Source organism: Methylophaga sp., from assembly GCF_048266885.1.
GTDB lineage: Bacteria > Pseudomonadota > Gammaproteobacteria > Nitrosococcales > Methylophagaceae > Methylophaga.
In genome coordinates, this window is record NZ_JBLWYR010000012.1 from 75,403 (window position 1) to 94,593 (window position 19,191).

Here is a 19,191-nt window from a genome sequence, read left to right on the forward strand (position 1 = left end):
CGTCAGTTCAAATTTTGGTTGATGGAGAGGTAACTCTTTCTGCTTTCGCTGTTTCCAGCTGGGGAATGACTGTGTCAGCAGGCATGACCGTGCTTGCCCCTCCTACAATTATCTGCTCACCAGCTTCAAGTCCTTTTAAAATATGCCATTCACTACCATGCATTGCGCCGGTCTCGACTAAGCGTGCTTCGACAATATTGTCTTGTCCTACAACCAATACCTGAGGTTTACCATCCGTACTACGACTGATGGCACGTTGAGGAATTAAAACTGCCTGAGGATATTCGCCCTGTTCCATTTGTATACGAACGTACATTCCTGGGAGCAGTAATTTGTCGCTATTGGGAAATCGGCCGCGGAGAGAAACTTGATTACTTGTTTGATCAACACCTATATCTGAAAATAAAAGATGACCTTCACGTGTTCGGCTGCTGCCATCTATCGTTAGCGTGATGATGGCATCGCCACTTTCATTTGTAGATAATCGACCATCCTCTATCGCTTCACGGGTTTGGATTAGCTTTTCAATTGATTGGGAAAAATCGACAAAAATGGGATCAAGCTGCTGAATAGTGGCCATTGGCGTCGCTTCACCTTGACCTACTAACGCGCCTTCAGTGACAAATGCTCGGCCGATTCGTCCTGAAATAGGAGCTCTTACCGTTGCATAGTCTAGATCTAACTTAGCTGTTTCTATATTTGCTTGAGCAGCCATTTTAGCTGCCTGGGCACTTTTTAAAGTGGCTTCTGCAGCATCTAATTCTTGCTGACTAATTGCACGTTGTTCCGCTAGAGCTCTATATCGACGAGCTACTGAATCGGCATTAAACGTATCTGCCTCAGCTTTCGCAAGCTCAGCTTCAGCACGAGATAATACGGCTTTAAAAGGTGCGGGATCGATTCTAAATAACACTTGCCCCGCCTTTACATCCGCACCTTCTACAAATTCCCTTTTCAAAATAATACCGGCAACACGGGCGCGAACTTCTGCTACTCGAACAGGGGTAACTCGACCGGGAAGTTCGTCTGTTTGGGTAAAGCGCTTTGTTAGTACTTCGATAACATCTACTTTTTTAGGCTCACCAGCTACAACGACTTCCTCTTCTACACATCCCGCTAAAATCATACTTACCAGCATTAAAGCGGGTAACACTAGTTTAAAGGCTGGCATTCATCATATTCCTAAAATGTTAATGGTCATGAATTTAGAAACGGATGGTACCAAATTGATTCATATGAATCAATTTTGATTCAGTCTGTGTTCAGTGGTTTCTGTATACTGAATGTTAATCAAGTTTGATTAAGGTTAAATTATGGTCGTAGAGGAAATTATTGATGCCAGCTAATGATCGGAACTCCGCAGAATATGATGATATGGAATTTCGGTTTTTACCTGCATTAGCACTTGCTTTAGTAAACCAGCCTCGTGCGACCCTGCAAGAATTGGCAAACTCAATAGGAGTTAGTAAAGCCACGCTTTACCGTTTCTGTCCGTCAAAAAAACAGTTGATCGATCGCTTGATATCGCATGTTGCACTGTATTACATAAACGCGATAAAACGTGCAGAGCTGGATAAGGGCTCCCCAGAAGAGGCGTTATCGAGATTAATAAATGCCTATCTGACCAACAAAGAATTTGGTATTTTTATGATGCATAACTGGCGGCCAGATTATTTGGATGAGTCTCATCCAGATAAAAGCTGGCTTAATGGCCAGGATGCATTAGATGCATTTTTTTTCCGAGGACAAAAGGAAGGCGTCTTTCGTTTAGATATAAGTGCGGCTGCGATGACCGAACTTTTCTATAACATATTGGCAGGATTGATTGATGCGGAACGAAGAGGACGTATTCCCCGTAACAGTCTCTACCAGCTGATTGAGTTAAGCCTGAATAATTGCCTTAGCAAACCTTAAATACCAAAATAGCTATGGATGATAATTTACTTCCAGTTGGTCCGCTTGGCTTGCTGAAGTTTGTCATAACCCGCCAATAGTGCATTGTGGCGTTCAAAACCCTCCAGGCTGAGGCCGGGGCAATGCAGGTTGTGGAACAGTTTTTCGCCTTCGACGATCTGAATGCCGTCATCGACATTTTGCTGACCGTACATTAAAGCTAGGCCTTTGCTGTAATCAGCGTAATCGCGTTCATCATCCCATTTGATTTCCAGCAGGGCTTTCAGGCAACGGTAAAACAAAATGTTTTCTTCGCTGGCCTGATCCAAAGCCAGACACCAGTCAATCCAATCGATGGCTTCTTCATCTTCCAGCGCCAGATACAGCATGGCTTTGAGTTCGCCAAGACGAATATCCGCCCATAAGGTGCCGGGATCTGGGGCCAGTCCGATAAACGGAGCCACTGGAGTTTGATCGTTATAACCACCTTCATCAAGACGATCCAGAATATCTTGCCATTGCTCTGGGTCGCCATCTTTCAGAGTCAGAAAGTCTTCGCGGAATAAAGCGCCTTCATTATTGTTTTCCCAAACCAATTCATCGACCGGATAAATATCGGACATGCCCGGTACCAGGATACGGCAGGCATAGACATCCAAATGGTTGTAATCAGCAATATAGATATCGAAGCCTAAGTTATGAATAGTATCGCTGAGGAATTTGAATTCATCAGCAGTGGCATCGTCAAAATCCCAGCCGACGAAATCAAAATCGGGTGTTTCGCGGAAAAAGTCGTTGGAGATGTAACCGCTGGAATCGATAAAGTGCATTTCCAGATTGGCTGGCGAGGCAACTTCATCCAAATCAAACGTCGGTGGGTGGAACACATCCAACTGATCTAAGCCCCGGCCTTGTAATAATTCAGTGACGGTGCGTTCCAATGCCACTTCAAAGCTTGGATGGGCACCAAACGAGGCAAACACAGAACCGTCTTTTGGATTGATCAGGGTGACCGACATTACTGGAAATTGGCCGCCCAGTGACGCATCGGCCACTCGCAGGTGATAACCGTGATCACGCAATTCTTGTAAGGCTTGCTGGATTTTAGGGAAACGGTTTAACACTTCATCAGGGACTTCCGGCAGGCACAGCCCTTCAGCGATGATTTTGTTTTTCACATAACGTTCAAACACTTCAGACAACCCCTGAACCCGGGCTTCGTTCTGGGTATTACCGGCTGACATGCCATTGCTGACATAAATATTGCCGATAACGTTAACTGGAATATAACGGACTTCACCATCACGCAGACGTTGATAAGGCACCGCACAGATACCACGTTCTCCATCACCTGAGTTGGTGTCAAATAACATATCTGGCGTCAGTTCATTTTCCGGATCAAAATATTTCCACAGCGATTCATCCATCAAGCCTTCAGGCATTTCATCGCCATCAATATCAAACCAGCGTTCATTGGGATAATGTACAAATTCGCTGCTGCTGTGATGTTTGCCGAGGTAGAAATCAGCAAAAAAGTAATTGCAGCTGAGACGTTCAAAATACTCACCCAACGCGCTGGCAAGACATGCTTTTTCACTGCTACCTTTACCGTTGGTAAACATCAGCGGGCAGGTTTTATCGCGAATGTGGACTGAATAAACATTGCTGACTGGGTTAAGCCAAGAGGCTTCTTCGATATCAAAACCAAACGATTTTAATTTGGCCTGCATAGTCGCAATACTGGTTTCCAGATCGCTATCTTTGCCTTTGATAAATGTTTGTTCAGTCATGGTGGGATACTCGTTTAGATAAAAAAGCCCCCGTTACGGGGGCTTTTTCAGTTAGCCTGATTTGGCTTCACATCTTAACAGCTTTTGATGGTGGCAATTCTGGCTAAACTTGTCATGACTTAGTAGCAGACTCGCCGAAGCAAAATGGTTATTTACGACCTAAAGTCATAAAACCACCGACGACAATGGCTACTGCACCACCGATGATGTACCACATGGTTTCATCAGTAAAACGGCCGGTTACCGTTTCGGTGACTTGATCGCCTAACGACTGCGAAGCGTTAAATCCGAAAATCAGCAAAATAACGCCGACAACCAACAAGATAATGCCTAAAAGTTTGGGACTCATGTTCTCTCTCCATTAATTATTTTTAATATTTATGTTCTCCAAGGATGATCCGGTAAATCGCATACACCTATGGTTTCAACTCCTGCACGAGCGACTAAATCATCGTTTTCAACCGAGCTACCACTCACACCTATTGCGCCAGACATAAACCCTTCATCATCGACAATCGGCACACCGCCTGGAAAAGTAATCATGCCATCATTTGAATGTTCAATGCCATACAATGGTTGTCCGGGTTGAGAGAGTTGGCCGATTTCACCGCTGGGCATACCAAAATAAACTGATGTACGGGCTTTTTTGATGGCAATATCAATGCTGCCGACCCAGGCATCGTCCATACGATAGAATGCTTTAAGTGCGCCACCGGAATCGACAACGGCAATACACATGCGAGTGCCGGTTTCTTCGGCTTTTTTGAGTGCGCCATCAATGGCTTTTTTTGCGGCTTCTGAAGTTACGTGCATGATTAGCTCCTTAAAGAATTCTAGGATCACAAAGGACGGTATGTAGATTTATCTACAGCAGCATTTCGATATGAAATATGATCCAGCAGGGTGATGTATCACCCGAATAAAACGAAAGACCTTTTCAGGTGAAGTTCGAAAAATCATGTCTACTCTCATTGAGTGACGGAATATGCGCATTAACTTAAATTAAGCCGATTGGCTTAAAACTGATCAAGGATATGTCTATGAAATTTGTGTTTATGCTCATGGCTATAATTGTCAATGCCACATTGCCGTTGGCTTTCGCTGAAGATCAAGATGCCGTTAAACAGCAACTCGACCAGGCTTGTGAAGTAGCCAGACTCGAAAAACTTCGGCCAATTAGAGAAAAATTTGCTGCGGAGTGCGTCGCTGACTGGGATCGTAGTCAAGAATATTGTGATCGTTTCTATAGTGACTATGGCAATCAAGGTGGTGATCAGGCGGTATTATTTTATGATTTGCCAGAATGTGAAAAGGCCTGGAATTATCGGCGTAGTTATCGCAACGCTGACTAAGTTCTGCTGATTGGAACATCTTGTACAAAAAATTGGTTAAACCGTTTTAAATTACGACCTGTAATATCGGGTGTATTCGACTTTAATTAAGGAAACCGTGTGGAACGAGGCGGTAAGGAACATTTTATAGGATTGGAATGGCTGCGCTTTTTGCTTGGCTTATACATCGTCGTTTTTCATACGCTACATACCTATAAACTCAAAGACCAAGTCCCTTGGTTGATGGATATGGTCGGGGTCGGCTTTTTTGCGACCAGTAGCTTTTTTGTCTTGTCAGGTTTTCTGTTAGCGCATGTGTATTGCCGAAATGGTGAATTACGCGAAGCGGCAACCAGTTTTTGGGCTAAACGATTTTCTAATTTATACCCGTTACATATTTTTTCATTATTGTTGACGTTTACTGTGCTGACCATTATCAGCCATTTGGGCATTCCACCTGATGATGTCAAAGCGACGGTAAGATTTGTCGTTTATGACACCAATGTGGATTTAGGCGAAGCGGGCAGAGCATCAATAGAACACTACATGAGCAATGGAGAGTTATTGCTCAACTCGTTTTTACAAGTGTTTATGTTGCAGGCATGGAACCCTTTTTATCTGACCTTTAACGCGCCGTTATGGTCAATCTCAACCTTATTTTTCTTTTATCTGACTTTTCCCTTTGCTGCGCCGTATTTGATGCGGGTAAAACATAAAGTGTTATGGATTGCCGCGTTAATGCTGATTTATCTCATTCCTCCCATCTTGGTGATATGGAATGGCGATTATGGAATGCCTTTTACCGGCATATTGCATCGCATGCCGATTATTCGTATTCCAGAGTTTTTTGCCGGTATCGTCAGTTATGCCTTATTCCGTCAGATGCGGGATAGTGGTCGAGATCCAAAATTACTGACCCGCGTCATGATGACGCTGTTTGTCTTGTTGTGTTTTTTTGGCGCCATCTGGTTGCTTAAAGGCGAACGTTATTGGTATTTTCTGTTACACAACGGTTTATTGTTGCCTGCCCAGCTGACACTGATTTATCTTTGTGCCTTAGTGGGAACGCCTCGTAGTGAATGGTTTAATAACTGGTCACGTCGGCTTGGCGCGGCATCGTTGCCTTTATTCGTCTTGCATGTACCGGCTTTTGTCTTATTTTCTCGGTCAGAAAAGATTTTCAATGTCTTCTCTTTGGACTGCTTACAGAATTGGAACAGCTGCGCGGTTCAGGCAAGCGAACAAAGCTTATCGCTTTGGTTTTATCCATTGTTCTTGCTGCTCACCATCATTTTGTGTGTCTGGTCGATGGAGCGGGCCGTAGTGCCTACACGTAAATGGATATTAAAACGGTTGCCATTGACGGCCACCAGATAAGCCTAATTTTTTGTGGAGATGCTTTTCTGTTTCATACGCAGCTAGTTTTATTTTTCAGCTTTGATTAGAGGAAATAACATGTCTTATCCCTTAGCAAATCGCTCAGGACGCTCATCCGCATTTTTCAGACGCCTCGTTGCCATCAGTTTATTAACACTCTCAAGCAGTCTGTATGCCTTTTCACTCGATGATGTTGCTGAAAAAGCACAGGCATTAGTGAAGCAGGACTACGTCAAACCACAAAGCAATTTGCCTACCGAGTTCAGCCAGATGCAGTTTGCTGATTACATGAAGATCCAACCCAAAACAGAGAAATTTCATTGGAGTGATCAACAAACTCCATTCCGCTTGGCTTTCTATCATCAGGGTATGCACTTTAAAGTACCGGTTAAGATCAATGAGATCCTGCCTAATGGCGTGAGCGAAATTCAGTATGACCCGGAAAATTTTGCGTTTGGTGATTTAAGCTTTGATAAAGCCACGACGGAAAACCTGGGTTATGCCGGTTTTCGCGTGTTGTATCCGATTAACAAGGCGGATAAATATGATGAAATTATGAGCGTTTTAGGCGCGAGTTATTTCAGAGTGATTGGTAAAGATCAGGTGTACGGTTTGTCTGGACGCGGCATGAATATCGATACTGCGGTTTCGGATGATATTGCCGAAGAGTTTCCGGAGTTTCGCGAGTTCTGGATACAACGCCCTAAACCAGGTGAAGATAATTTGGTGATTTATGCCTTGCTGGATTCGCCGAGTGCTACTGGCGCTTATCGTTTTGAGTTACAACCGGGTGCCGATACCTTGCTGGATGTTGAAGCCAAAGTGTATTTGCGTAAAGACGTTCATGAGCTGGGTCTAGCGACACTCACCAGCATGTTTTTATATGATGGTCGTCAACCGCCAAGTCAGCATAATTTCCGTCCACAAATTCACGATTCAAATGGTTTGTCGATTCATGCTGGTAATGGTGAATGGATTTGGCGTCCATTGAATAATCCTGATGGCGTATCCGTCAGCACCTGGCAGGTCGAAAACCCAAAAGGTTTTGGTTTACTGCAACGTGGTCGCGAATTTTCACGCTTTCAGGAATTGGATGATTTATATCATTTACGCCCCAGTGGTTGGATTGAAACCAAAAGTGATTGGGGTAAAGGCCGTATTAAATTGATTGAATACCGTACTGCGGATGAAACCAATGACAATATCGGTGCTTTCTGGATTCCAGATAATCTTCCGCCGCTAGGCGAACCGCTTGAATTGTCTTATCGGATTCATTGGACGTTGGATGAATCATCATTGACTGACCCCAATATTGCCTGGGTGTCACAAACATTACGTTCTGCGGGTGAAGACAAACAAGCCAATCTGATCCGTGATTTGGATGAAACCATATTATTGCAAGTGGATTTTCAAGGACCAGTATTGACCGAGCGTGGAGAACATCAAGTACCGGCAACACAAATCAGTATCAGTGATCATGCCGAAATTTTAAGCAGTCACTTACGTTATAACCCAGCCACTAAAGGCTGGCGTTTAATGATGCGTACGCAGATTCATGATCCAAATAAAGTGGTGGAAATGCGTGCTGCACTGGTCGATGAAAATCAGCAACCCCTATCCGAAACATGGAGTTATCAGATCCCCGTTGGATACGCTGTAACCCGCTAAAAAAATTAGTAGAAGGTTCAGCTCAGCAGAGACAAGTGATTTGTTTTATGGTGAATAATTTTGCGCTAACAAAAACAATCACTTGTCTGTACTCTGCGCGCTAAAAAGCGTATGCTGTGCGCCCTTTATCAATAACTGATTTTATGGCCGGAAAACTTTTTATCAGAACCTTTGGTTGCCAGATGAACGAGTACGACTCGAACAAGATGGCCGAGGTGCTTGCTGCGTCGCATCAACTGGAAACAACCGATATCGCTGAAGAAGCCGATGTGTTGTTACTTAATACCTGTTCGATCCGTGAAAAAGCCCAGGAAAAAGTTTTTCATCAACTGGGTCGCTGGAAGCGCTGGAAAGATAAAAAACCGCATCTGGTGATTGGGGTTGGTGGGTGTGTGGCCAGCCAGGAAGGAGAAGCGATCCGTAAACGCGCACCTTATGTGGATCTGATTTTTGGACCACAAACTCTGCATCGCCTGCCCACCATGTTGGACGACGTCAGAAAAAATAATAAGCCGGAAATTGATATCTCATTCCCGGAAATCGAAAAGTTCGACAATCTGCCTGCACCGAAAGCCGATGGCCCAACAGCATTTGTCTCCATCATGGAAGGTTGCAGCAAGTACTGCACATTCTGCGTTGTACCGTATACCCGCGGTGAAGAAGTCAGTCGCCCGGTTGGTGCTGTGTTACGTGAGATTCGTCAGCTAGCCGCTCAGGGCGTACGTGAAGTCAATCTGTTAGGACAAAACGTTAATTCGTATCGCGGTATTATCGAAGATGATGAAACCGCCGATCTGGCGTTATTGATTCATTATGTTGCAGCGATTGATGGCATTGAACGTATTCGCTTTACTACCTCACATCCGGTGGAGTTTTCCGATTCATTAATAGAAGCGTTTGCTGAAATACCGGAGCTGGTTAATCATCTGCATTTGCCGGTGCAGTCGGGTTCAGATCGCATTCTGGCGATGATGAAACGTGGCCATAGTGTCGCGCAATATATTGAGAAAATTGAGCGGGTGAAAAAAATTCGCCCGAATCTCAGCCTGTCGAGTGATTTCATTGTCGGATTTCCGAATGAGACTGAAGATGACTTTAATGCCACCATGGCATTGATCAATCAAATCGGTTTTGATCACTCATTCAGCTTCATTTACAGCGCACGTCCTGGTACCCCGGCAGCAATGTTTAATGATTCAGTCTCTGATGAAGAGAAAAAACAACGTCTGCAAATCATGCAAGATCGGCTGCGTGAACTGGAAGATGCAGTGAGTGACTCGATGATTGGTACCGTGCAACGAGTATTGGTAGAGCGGGCTGCACACCGAGACGCAGCAGAAATTGCCGGCAGAACAGAAAATAATCGGGTGGTCAATTTCCCTGGTGATATGGCGCTGGTGGGCAAGTTTGTCGATGTACGCGTCACCGAGGCGCACACCAACTCCTTGCGAGGAGAACTTCTTGCTGATAGCGTTATCCTCTAACTCCTTTTTGGAATCTAATTTGTGGTCACTCCAACTGTAACAGTTGACACGATAAGCTTTGAATTAAGTCCTGCGGACAACCCCCGTTTAGCCAATCTGTGCGGTCATCTGGATGAACATATCCGGATGATGGAGCGCGGATTTGGTGTTGAAATCAATAATCGTGGTGGCAAATTCCAGATCATTGGCAAGCCCGAAATTCTTTCTGAAGTTCAAGATGTGATTCATGCCTTGTATGCCGACACGGCGCAATCTGTTTTAGAACCTGAGCAAGTTCATCTTGCGATTCGTGAATCCGGTGGTACCGACACCACGGGTTTTGAAGAAGAAAAAGAAGTGACCATCAAAACCAAGCGTGGCTTGATCAAAGCACGCGGTGAAAATCAACAAGCCTATTTACGTCGTGTGATGACGCATGACATCAACTTTGGTGTTGGACCTGCCGGTACGGGTAAAACCTATCTTGCGGTAGCTTGTGCGGTAGAAGCATTGGAACGTGATTTTGCCCGGCGTATTGTGCTGGTCAGACCGGCTGTTGAAGCGGGTGAGAGACTGGGTTTCTTGCCGGGTGATTTGGCTCAAAAAGTGGATCCGTATTTACGGCCCTTATTTGATGCGCTTTATGAAATGCTGGGTTTTGAAAAAGTCGCCAAACTGATCGAGCGGAATGTTATTGAAGTCGCTCCGCTAGCCTATATGCGTGGCCGTACTTTAAATGAATCATTTATTATTCTTGATGAAGCGCAGAACACGACAGTTGAGCAGATGAAAATGTTTTTGACCCGCCTTGGCTATAACTCGACCGCTGTGATCACCGGCGATATTACCCAAGTAGATTTACCCGGCTCAGTGAGATCTGGTTTGCGTCACGCGATTGAAGTGTTAAAAGATGTTGACGGTATTGGTTTTACTTTCTTCCAGGCCAAGGACGTGGTCCGTCATTCTTTGGTACAAAAAGTTATCTTGGCTTATGAAAAGGCTGAAACAAAGTCGTGAACGTCATTATTGATTTGCAGCAGGCGACTGATGCAGATGTGCCATCTGAACAACAATTTCAACTCTGGGCGAGTGCTGCACTGGCCGAAGTCAACGAAGACTGTGAATTAAGTATTCGCTTGGTGGATGAAGCCGAAAGTGCGGAATTGAATAACGATTATCGTGGCAAAAACTCACCCACCAATGTTTTATCTTTCCCTTTTGAGTCACCCGTGCCGTTAGAGCCTATGTTATTAGGTGATTTGGTTTTGTGTGTTCCTGTGGTTGAGCGTGAAGCAGCTGAGCAAGATAAAGCCATCAACGATCATTGGGCGCATTTGATTGTGCATGGCTGTTTGCATTTACTTGGCTATGATCACATTGAAGATGATGAGGCCGAAGAGATGGAATCGTTGGAAATTACCATTTTACAAAAGCTTGATATTAACAATCCTTATATAGAGAAGAGGGTTACATCATGAGTGAGGGACGACCGAGTCGCTCAGACAGTCCAGTTTCCTGGGTGCGAAAATTAAGTAATTTGTTTCTGGAGCCAAAAGACCAGGAACAGCTGATTGAATTATTACGCAATGCTTCCGAACGGCATATTCTCGATGCAGAAGCATTGTCGATTGTCGAAGGTGCATTGAGCGTTTCGCAAATGCAAGCTCGCGACATTATGATCCCGCGTTCTCAAGTGGTGATGGTTTCCAGAGATGCGCCACCCGAAGAAACGCTTAAGCTGGTGACGGAAACCTCACATTCGCGCTTTCCAGTGATTGATGATGATCGTGATGATGTTATCGGTATTTTGCTTGCCAAGGACTTATTGTCAGCAGTCGTCAGCTCTGGTGAATTTAATTTTGATTTGCGTGAATTATTACGTCCGGCGGTGTTCATCCCCGAAAGCAAGCGATTAAATGTACTGTTACGCGAATTTCGTGCCCGCCGTAACCATATGGCAATCGTTGTAGACGAGTATGGTGGTGTGGCCGGCATGATCACCATCGAAAATGTGTTGGAACAAATCGTTGGTGAGATTGAAGACGAGCATGATGTGGATGATGATGCGCCGATTTTGCAACGTGATGAAAACACTTTCACTATCAAAGCATTGACCCCAGTCGAAGACTTTAACGAGTACTTCGAAACCGAGTGGAGCGATGATGATTTTGATACCGTCGGTGGCCATGTGGTAAATCAATTTGGTCATTTACCGGGCCGAGGCGAACAAGTCACCATTGGTCAGTTTGAGTTTACCGTGTTAAGAGCCGATAAGCGTCGCGTACATTTGTTACGCATGGTGGTCTTACCCGAAGTTACTGATAGCGATAGCGAAACAGAATAATGACAAACCCCGGTCAAAAGGCTTGGCAAAGTGCATTGGGCAGCTGGGCTGCATTAATTGCGGGCGCTATTCTGCCGTTGAGCCTAGCCCCTTTTCATTTCTATCCATTAGCGGTATTGAGCCTGCTCATTTTGTTTTTGAGTTGGCAATATGTCACTCCTCGACAAGCATTTTGGCGTGGCAGCTTGTTTGGCACTGGCATGTTCGGTGTGGGCGTTTCCTGGGTCTATGTGGCTATCCATGTATTTGGTCAGGCCAGCATATTGCTTGCAGGTTTGCTAACCGCTTTATTTGTCATCGCGTTAGGTTTAATGGTCGGTGTCCTGGGTTGGCTGTTAAAACGCCTGACCGGGCCAGTGTTTTCCGCCAAAGATTTCCTGATATTACTACCCATAAGTTGGCTTTTATTTGAATGGTTTAAGGCTTGGTTTTTAACCGGGTTTCCTTGGCTTGAGGTTGGTACCGGTCAGATAGAAGGTCCACTTGCTGGTCTTATTCCGTTAATTGGTGTGCATGGCGCATCTTGGTTAGTTGCATTGACTGCTGGTGGTTTGGCGGTGGCAATTTGTTGGCGTAAATGGCTGCTTTTATTGCTACCTGTAGTGATATGGGGCGGCGGCTATTCATTACAATCAATAGAGTGGACCCAACCTACCGGTGGTCCGATCAAAGCCGCAATGATACAAGGCAATGTGCCACAGGAAATTAAATGGGATCCCCAGCAGCTGCGGAATACATTGCAGTTGTATGCTGATCTAAGCCGTCAGAATTGGGATGCAGATCTCATTGTCTGGCCGGAAAATGCAGCAACAGCGTTTTATCACCAAATAGCCGATGGTTACCTTGCTTCGTTAGGTCAAGAGGCTCGTTCACACAACACCGATATTATTCTAGGTCTGCCGGTGTTGGATGATAATGGTGAAGATTATTACAACAGCATGGTTAGTCTGACTGAAGAGCCGGTTTTTTATCATAAGCGTCATTTAGTGCCATTCGGTGATTATGTTCCTTTTGAAACGCTACGCGGTTTAATTAAGTTCTTTGATTTACCGATGTCAGGTTTTGTGCCCGGCGCTAATGGTCAACCGCAAATGATGTTGGCGGGCCAGCCGGTTGGCGTTTCTATTTGTTATGAAGATGCTTTTTCATCAGAGGTGCTTGATACAGTGCCAGCGGCTACATTGTTAATTAATGCAACGAACAATGCCTGGTATGGCGATTCATTTGCACCACACCAACACTTACAGATTTCACGCAGTCGTGGTTTAGAAACGGGTAGACCGATTCTTCGTGTAACGACTAATGGTATCTCAGCTTTTATTGATCACAAGGGTAAACTCCTGCAACAGAGTCGGCAGTTCGAACTGGCTGTATTAACGGGTGATATACAAGCTCGTGAGGGCAGCACGCCTTATGTGCAATTTGGGCAATGGCCATTACTGATAATCACTTTGTTATTGCTTGCTTTGTGGGCGTATTATCAATTTTTTTATCGCCGTATCGAGTCGTAATCTGCCATGCAATTAATGACCATCCAGCGCATTCTGGGCATCTTACTGAGCTTGTTCAGTATTACCATGCTTCCGCCAGTGCTGGTTTCTTGGTGGTTTGATGATGGCGCTGCTACTGCGTTTTTGACCGCATTTGTCATTTTAGTTGGAACCGGTTTGTTGTTATGGCTACCGGCGAGAAATCACCGAAAAGAATTGAAGATTCGTGATGGTTTTATCGTCGTTGTAATGTTTTGGATAGCATTGGGTTTTTCGGGTGCATTGCCCTTCTATCTCACTGAATCACCTGAGATGAGTATTACCGATGCGGTGTTTGAATCCATGTCGGGTTTAACCACCACAGGAGCAACCGTATTAGTGGGGCTGGATACCTTACCTGAAGCCGTATTGTTCTATCGACAATTTCTACAATGGTTGGGCGGTATGGGAATCGTGGTATTGGCCGTTGCCATTCTGCCGCTGTTAGGCGTCGGGGGGATGCAGCTATATCGTGCAGAAACGCCGGGTCCGATGAAAGATGCCAAATTAACGCCGCGTATTACCGAAACCGCAAAAGCACTTTGGTATATCTATTTAAGTCTGACTATTGCTTGCGCCATAGCTTACTACTGGGCAGGTATGTCATGGTTTGATGCTATTGGCCATAGTTTTTCTACCGTCGCTATTGGTGGTTTTTCCACTCATGATGCCAGTATGGGCTTCTTTAACAGCGCGACCATTGAGATGATCGCTGTGGCATTTATGCTAATTTCAGCGATGAATTTTTCACTTCATTTTCTGGCTTGGCGACACCGCAGTTTGATGCATTATCTGCGTGATTCAGAGCTGAGGGTATTCCTCAGCATTATGTTTGTTATTTCACTGATAACTTCTACTTATCTTTATTTTACTGGCACATTCGATGATGGCTGGACCTCAGCCCATCACGGTATTTTTCAGGCCGTTTCAATCGGTACGACTGCAGGATTTACCACGACAGATTATTACTTATGGCCGGGGTTTTTACCGATTTTGTTGCTGATGACCAGTTATATCGGTGGTTGTGCTTTTTCTACTGGCGGTGGGATTAAAGTTATCCGTGCCATGTTGTTGTTTAAGCAGGGCTATCGTGAAGTACTCAGGTTAATTCATCCAAATGCGGTATTTGCCATCAAGGTGAATGGGAAAGCGTTACCGTCCAAAGTAGTTGGTGCAGTATGGGGGTTCTTCGCCTTATACGTTTTCTGCTTCAGCATTATGCATTTACTGTTGATGGCTACGGGATTGGATGTCGTCACGTCTTTTTCGGCTGTGACAGCTTGTTTAAATAACTTGGGCCCAGGTCTGGGTGATGTGGGGGCAAACTTTGGTCAGATTAATGCCACTTCCAAATGGATTCTATGTGTTGCAATGCTGTTGGGTCGACTAGAAATTTTCACCTTGTTGGTGGTGCTAACACCGGCATTCTGGCGTCGCTAAATGAGTGATGTTCAACAAAAATGGGATCAACGCTATCGTGAAGTGATAGGTAGTTATCCAGAACCAGCCCTGGTACTACAGCAAAATCAGCATTTATTACCAAAACAAGGCCATGCTTTAGATCTCGCCTGTGGTTTGGGCGCCAATGCATTATTGTTGACCAAACTTGGTTTACAAACCCAAGCTTGGGATATCAGCAATGAAGCATTAGCAAAACTCTCAGCCGAAGCACAACGACGTCAGCTAGATGTACGCACCGAACAACGGGATGTGTCTACTGAACCTCCTGCAGAAAACAGTTTTGATGTGATTGTGGTCAGTCATTTTCTGGATCGTCAGTTATGTAGTCAGCTTGTTAAAGCATTAAAACCAAATGGGTTAATGTTTTATCAAACCTTTTGTCGCGACAAGGTGGATAACAAAGGTCCGCAAAATCCAGAGTTTTTATTAGCGGACAATGAACTACTAAGTTTATTTGCTGGTCTTAAAATCAGAGCATACCGTGAAGAGAGTTTGCTGGGAGACATTACCCAAGGCTGGCGGAATCAGGCTATGTTAGTGGCTCAAAAGTCTTAATAAAAATAAATACTTATTTAAGGCTTGCTGAAACGACGGCTGATCAGTAGAATTACGCGGTTCAGAAAGGGCAAACATATTATCTATGTTTGTCAGGCAAACATTATTATTGGCGAGAACAGATATGAAAGCGGATATCCATCCAGATTATAGCGAAATCAATGTTACCTGCAGCTGCGGTAACAGCTTCAAAACCCGTTCAACACGCGGCAATGACCTGACGCTGGATGTATGCTCAGAATGTCACCCGTTCTACACCGGCAAACAAAAAATGCTTGATAGCGCCGGTCGTGTTGATAAATTCCGTCAAAAATACGGAAAGTAAACTTCCGGGCACTCAGCCGAAGTTACTAATGAACATCATTAAAGCTACATACCAAAGCCTCTGTCGATTGACAGGGGCTTTGTTGTTTCTGGGATTTGTAACAGGCTGTGCGCAAAATCCGGTGACTGGTGGTCAAGATTTTGTCATGTTCAGCGAAAACAAAGAGCTGGAGATGGGCCGCACCTATCATCCGCAGATCATTAAAGAATATGGTCTGTATGAAGATGAAGCATTACAACGATATGTTCAGGATGTAGGCCAAAAACTGGCGGTCGTTAGTCATCGTGATGATTTGGTGTATCGCTTTACCGTATTAGATTCTCCTGTAATCAATGCCTTTGCCTTACCTGGCGGATATATTTATATCACCCGTGGTTTGATGTCCTATCTTAATTCCGAAGCTGAATTGGCCGCGGTATTGGGGCATGAGATTGGGCATGTCACTGCAAGGCATGGTGTACGCCAGCAGAGTGCATCTCAAGCCGCTAATTTAGGTTATACCCTTGGCGCGATTTTAGTGCCTGGATTACGTACGGCAGGTGCTCAGGACTTATTTAATATGTTCGGTGGTGCTTTACTGAGTGGTTACGGCCGTGAGCACGAATTAGAGTCGGATAGACTGGGGGCCGAATATTTAGCCCGCTCAGGATATAACCCTCAAGCGATGATTGAGGTCATTGGGGTATTAAAAGATCAGGCGACGTTTGCTGCCGCAGAAGCTAATAAGCAAGGCCAAGAGACCCAAGGCTATCATGGATTGTTTGCCAGCCATCCCGATAACGATACCCGGCTGCAGGAAGTCGTCAAAGCCGCGGATAAATATAAAACATCTGCTGGGGGCGAAGAGGGTGTTGAACAATACCTGAAGCGTATTGACGGTATGGTATTTGGCGACAGCGAATCACAAGGTATTCGCTCGGGCAGAAACTTTTATCATGGTGAAATGCAATTTGCTTTGAGCTTTCCAGCTAATTGGCATATTCAAAATAATCCGACCAGTTTACGAGGCGTTGCACCAGAAGGTTTAGCCATTATTGAAATGGGTGCTGCTGATCTCAATCGCAAACAGACTCCGGCAGAATTTATCCGGGATCGATTAAATATTAAAGATTTGAAAAACGGAGAACCTCTCTCTAGCAATGGTCTTGAAGGTTATACTGGGTTAGCGACTGCTGATGGTAAAACGGTCCGTGTTGCGGTCATTTATTTGCGTGAACAAGCCTATATTTTTATTGCCACAAGCAAAGCCGCGGCTGATTTTAAGCGGTTTGATGCAGACTTTCGTCAAACTATGATGAGCTTCCATGCGCTTCGTGAAGACGAAAAACACCTAGCCAAAGCACAGCGAATTGAAGTGGTTCAAGTAGGTAACAACGATAGTTATGCAAGTTGGGCAGCTACAACGCGCATTAGCAATAGCCCAATTCAACAATTACGTTTATTGAATGGTCATTATCCGAATGCTGAATTACGACCTGGACAATTGGCAAAACGTATTCGTTAATTCAACTGTTAGCCTGCTCCGCACTTATCCAAATACATTTAGATAGCTATTTCCTCAACCAAGTAGAGGCGATAACTTGAATTGATCTAGGGCGTGTTTATCTTTCATCTCCGGCTCTGTTGTGAGCTGAAAAAGCGTCAATCAAGACACGAGGAATGCCTTTTTATAACTCTAAATAAGTGTCGAGCAACGCAGACCGGCGCGTGCCTTCTGGCGCGCCGGCATACCGTCTGTCCGTGGACATAAGTTACGCTTTTTCAGTCACAACCCGAAAAGTTGGGACTATTTTTGCGGTCGCCTGTGTTGTATGAAATACATCCATGTATTTCACCGCTACGCGGCCAGCTAAGCTGTTCAAATGAGTTCCAGACTCATTTTGTCAGTCACTTATGTAGGAAGGCTACACGGCGTGCTTTCCGCCTTGCCTGACACAAAAATAGTCGCCAGCCGTGGTGGATATGAAAGATAAAACAAGCCCGGATGAGTTTAGTTTGGTAAGCGAAACATGAATGTTTCCCCCGGCTGTTTTTGCCGAGGGAAAGTCACTAGCTTTATCAGAATAAATCGATCAGTGAATCATCCTGCTGGCCATTTGCAGAACTACTGCCACCACGCATAGCCGGCACCTTATCCTTATGGAAGGTCTCGTAAATGGCATTTGAATCGCCTGGACGCGCCAGTAAGCCTGTTTCAGGATCTATACGTACGGTCACCATATCCACCGGCTGAGTAAAATCGTTTTCAGGCTGGTCTTCCAAAGCAACACGCATAAAGTCAATCCACATCGGTAATGCTGCTCTTCCACCCGTTTCATAGCGTCCAAGTGTGCGTGGGTTGTCAAAACCCACCCAAGCAATAGCAACTAAATCCGGTGTGTAACCGTTGAACCAAGCATCAAGTTGATCATTTGTTGTACCCGTTTTCCCTGCTAAATCATTTCGATTTAAACTCAAGGCCTGGCGACCAGTACCAAATTTCACTACATCGCGGAGCATGCTGTTAACAATATAAGCATTTTGAGGAGTGATCACTTGTTTGGCAGGATAAAACCCTAACAGCTCGGCCTGCATTAAAGCTTCTTCCTCATTCATCACTTCGGTTGGGCTTGCACAGCTATCGCAGACTTTTTGGGGTTTTGTCTGCATTAATACCTCGCCCGATGTCGTTTCAATCCGGGAAATAATATAAGGATCCACCAAGTGACCACCATTCGCCAATGTTGCATAGGCGCGGGCCATATCTAACGGAGCTGCGTTGCCACTACCCAAGGCAATGGAAAGATTAGGTGGCACTTGTTCAGGCTTAAAGCCAAAGCGTTGCACGTAATCTACTGTGTAAGCTATGCCGATATCTCTTAACAGACGAATAGAAACTAAATTTCGTGAGTGGGTCAGTGCTTCTCTAAGGCGAGTTGGGCCAAAAAATCGTCCACTGTAATTTTCGGGACGCCATACATTTTCGAGTCCAGGATCGTCAAACACTACTGGTGCATCGTTGACCACGGTCGCGGCGGTGTAGCCTTTTTCCAAGGCCGCAGAATAAACGAACGGTTTAAAGCCTGAGCCCGGTTGACGTTTAGATTGCGTAACGCGGTTAAATTTATTCTGGAAGAAATCAAAGCCACCCTGCAATGAGGTAATTGCACCATCTTCCGATGCCAGTGACACAAAGGCTGCTTGGGCCTCAGGGATTTGGGTTAATTGCCAGGCATCATCCTCTAAAGCACGCAGATAGATGATATCGCCAACGGCCAATACGTCAGTAATAGCTTGGGGTTTTTTCCCCATACTGTTAGCACTGAGCTGTGGTTGTGCCCAACTCACGGTCGAAAAGGGTAATTCAATTTGACCTTGGCGTTTTACAAAAACCTGAGCAGTGTCATTTTCAATACTTAACACTAACGCTGGACTGATTGAACCAATAATTGAAAAGTCTTTCAGTTGGAGTTCGG

18 protein-coding genes are annotated in these 19,191 nt (G+C 44.9%); 13 read left to right on the top strand and 5 right to left on the bottom strand.

Annotation, left to right across the window (positions count from 1 at the left end):
* Window positions 1–7: 7 nt before the first annotated feature.
* The gene (locus ACN0V2_RS07805; RefSeq protein WP_417550247.1) at window positions 8–1,171 is read right to left on the bottom strand and encodes an efflux RND transporter periplasmic adaptor subunit; all 1,164 of its coding nucleotides are present in this window, start codon (window positions 1,169–1,171) and stop codon (window positions 8–10) included.
* Window positions 1,172–1,335: 164 nt separating this feature from the next.
* On the opposite strand from ACN0V2_RS07805, the gene ACN0V2_RS07810 reads away from it, so the two are divergent.
* Window positions 1,336–1,914 carry a TetR family transcriptional regulator gene (locus tag ACN0V2_RS07810; RefSeq protein ID WP_417550248.1) on the top strand — a complete coding sequence of 193 codons (579 nt, stop codon included), beginning with the start codon at window positions 1,336–1,338 and terminating at the stop codon, window positions 1,912–1,914.
* A 26-nt stretch (window positions 1,915–1,940) separates the two neighbouring features.
* On the opposite strand, the gene ycaO is transcribed toward ACN0V2_RS07810, so the two are convergent.
* From ycaO to ACN0V2_RS07825, 3 genes are all read right to left on the bottom strand, one after another.
* Entirely contained in the window at window positions 1,941–3,683 is a 1,743-nt protein-coding gene (gene ycaO / locus ACN0V2_RS07815) for a 30S ribosomal protein S12 methylthiotransferase accessory factor YcaO (protein WP_417550249.1), read from the bottom strand.
* A 148-nt stretch (window positions 3,684–3,831) separates the two neighbouring features.
* Complete coding sequence (locus ACN0V2_RS07820; protein ID WP_417550250.1) at window positions 3,832–4,032, bottom strand: DUF3185 family protein; 201 nt, start codon at window positions 4,030–4,032, stop codon at window positions 3,832–3,834.
* A 29-nt stretch (window positions 4,033–4,061) separates the two neighbouring features.
* Complete coding sequence (locus ACN0V2_RS07825) at window positions 4,062–4,496, bottom strand: GlcG/HbpS family heme-binding protein (RefSeq protein ID WP_417550251.1); 435 nt, start codon at window positions 4,494–4,496, stop codon at window positions 4,062–4,064.
* A gap of 227 nt (window positions 4,497–4,723) precedes the next feature.
* Between ACN0V2_RS07825 and ACN0V2_RS07830 the strand changes: the two genes are divergently transcribed.
* The 12 genes from ACN0V2_RS07830 (at window position 4,724) to ACN0V2_RS07885 (ending at window position 17,240) form a co-directional block, all read left to right on the top strand.
* Entirely contained in the window at window positions 4,724–5,035 is a 312-nt protein-coding gene (locus tag ACN0V2_RS07830) for a hypothetical protein (RefSeq protein WP_417550252.1), read from the top strand.
* 99 nt (window positions 5,036–5,134) lie between these two features.
* On the top strand, window positions 5,135–6,391 hold the full coding sequence (locus ACN0V2_RS07835) for an acyltransferase family protein (protein ID WP_417550253.1): 1,257 nt from the start codon (window positions 5,135–5,137) through the stop codon (window positions 6,389–6,391).
* 78 nt (window positions 6,392–6,469) lie between these two features.
* Window positions 6,470–8,059, top strand: coding sequence for a glucan biosynthesis protein G (locus ACN0V2_RS07840; RefSeq protein WP_417550254.1), 1,590 nt, complete (start codon window positions 6,470–6,472; stop codon window positions 8,057–8,059).
* Window positions 8,060–8,202: 143 nt separating this feature from the next.
* A complete protein-coding gene (gene miaB / locus ACN0V2_RS07845) occupies window positions 8,203–9,543 on the top strand; it encodes a tRNA (N6-isopentenyl adenosine(37)-C2)-methylthiotransferase MiaB (RefSeq protein ID WP_417550255.1) in 1,341 nt (446 codons plus the stop codon).
* Between the two features lie 21 nt (window positions 9,544–9,564).
* On the top strand, window positions 9,565–10,539 hold the full coding sequence (locus ACN0V2_RS07850; protein ID WP_417550256.1) for a PhoH family protein: 975 nt from the start codon (window positions 9,565–9,567) through the stop codon (window positions 10,537–10,539).
* Window positions 10,536–11,000: an rRNA maturation RNase YbeY gene (gene ybeY, locus ACN0V2_RS07855; RefSeq protein WP_417550257.1), complete on the top strand. Its 465-nt coding sequence runs from the start codon at window positions 10,536–10,538 to the stop codon at window positions 10,998–11,000. The genes ACN0V2_RS07850 and ybeY overlap by 4 nt, the downstream gene beginning before the upstream one ends.
* Window positions 10,997–11,866, top strand: a complete 870-nt coding sequence (locus tag ACN0V2_RS07860; RefSeq protein WP_417550258.1) for an HlyC/CorC family transporter — start codon at window positions 10,997–10,999, stop codon at window positions 11,864–11,866. Before ybeY ends, ACN0V2_RS07860 begins: the two co-directional genes overlap by 4 nt.
* Window positions 11,866–13,377: an apolipoprotein N-acyltransferase gene (lnt, locus tag ACN0V2_RS07865; RefSeq protein WP_417550259.1), complete on the top strand. Its 1,512-nt coding sequence runs from the start codon at window positions 11,866–11,868 to the stop codon at window positions 13,375–13,377. Before ACN0V2_RS07860 ends, lnt begins: the two co-directional genes overlap by 1 nt.
* A gap of 6 nt (window positions 13,378–13,383) precedes the next feature.
* Entirely contained in the window at window positions 13,384–14,835 is a 1,452-nt protein-coding gene (locus tag ACN0V2_RS07870) for a TrkH family potassium uptake protein (protein WP_417550260.1), read from the top strand.
* Window positions 14,836–15,411 (top strand): class I SAM-dependent methyltransferase, encoded by a 576-nt coding sequence (locus ACN0V2_RS07875; protein WP_417550261.1) that lies wholly within the window; start codon window positions 14,836–14,838, stop codon window positions 15,409–15,411.
* 124 nt (window positions 15,412–15,535) lie between these two features.
* Window positions 15,536–15,736, top strand: coding sequence for a 50S ribosomal protein L31 (gene rpmE / locus ACN0V2_RS07880; RefSeq protein ID WP_014705308.1), 201 nt, complete (start codon window positions 15,536–15,538; stop codon window positions 15,734–15,736).
* Window positions 15,737–15,764: 28 nt separating this feature from the next.
* On the top strand, window positions 15,765–17,240 hold the full coding sequence (locus ACN0V2_RS07885) for a M48 family metalloprotease (RefSeq protein ID WP_417550262.1): 1,476 nt from the start codon (window positions 15,765–15,767) through the stop codon (window positions 17,238–17,240).
* A 554-nt stretch (window positions 17,241–17,794) separates the two neighbouring features.
* Here ACN0V2_RS07885 and ACN0V2_RS07890 read toward each other — a convergent pair.
* Window positions 17,795–19,191: penicillin-binding protein 1A (locus tag ACN0V2_RS07890; protein WP_417550263.1), on the bottom strand; the 1,397-nt coding region annotated here is incomplete at its 5' end.

Coding starts and splice junctions, on each gene's coding strand:
- ACN0V2_RS07805 (WP_417550247.1), bottom strand. CDS start 1,171: ATGCCAGCCTTTAAACTAGTGTTACCCGCTTTAATGCTGGTAAGTATG.
- ACN0V2_RS07810 (WP_417550248.1), top strand. CDS start 1,336: ATGCCAGCTAATGATCGGAACTCCGCAGAATATGATGATATGGAATTT.
- ACN0V2_RS07870 (WP_417550260.1), top strand. CDS start 13,384: ATGCAATTAATGACCATCCAGCGCATTCTGGGCATCTTACTGAGCTTG.
- rpmE (WP_014705308.1), top strand. CDS start 15,536: ATGAAAGCGGATATCCATCCAGATTATAGCGAAATCAATGTTACCTGC.
- ACN0V2_RS07830 (WP_417550252.1), top strand. CDS start 4,724: ATGAAATTTGTGTTTATGCTCATGGCTATAATTGTCAATGCCACATTG.
- ycaO (WP_417550249.1), bottom strand. CDS start 3,683: ATGACTGAACAAACATTTATCAAAGGCAAAGATAGCGATCTGGAAACC.
- miaB (WP_417550255.1), top strand. CDS start 8,203: ATGGCCGGAAAACTTTTTATCAGAACCTTTGGTTGCCAGATGAACGAG.
- ACN0V2_RS07885 (WP_417550262.1), top strand. CDS start 15,765: ATGAACATCATTAAAGCTACATACCAAAGCCTCTGTCGATTGACAGGG.
- ACN0V2_RS07825 (WP_417550251.1), bottom strand. CDS start 4,496: ATGCACGTAACTTCAGAAGCCGCAAAAAAAGCCATTGATGGCGCACTC.
- ACN0V2_RS07820 (WP_417550250.1), bottom strand. CDS start 4,032: ATGAGTCCCAAACTTTTAGGCATTATCTTGTTGGTTGTCGGCGTTATT.
- ACN0V2_RS07860 (WP_417550258.1), top strand. CDS start 10,997: ATGAGTGAGGGACGACCGAGTCGCTCAGACAGTCCAGTTTCCTGGGTG.
- lnt (WP_417550259.1), top strand. CDS start 11,866: ATGACAAACCCCGGTCAAAAGGCTTGGCAAAGTGCATTGGGCAGCTGG.
- ACN0V2_RS07875 (WP_417550261.1), top strand. CDS start 14,836: ATGAGTGATGTTCAACAAAAATGGGATCAACGCTATCGTGAAGTGATA.
- ACN0V2_RS07840 (WP_417550254.1), top strand. CDS start 6,470: ATGTCTTATCCCTTAGCAAATCGCTCAGGACGCTCATCCGCATTTTTC.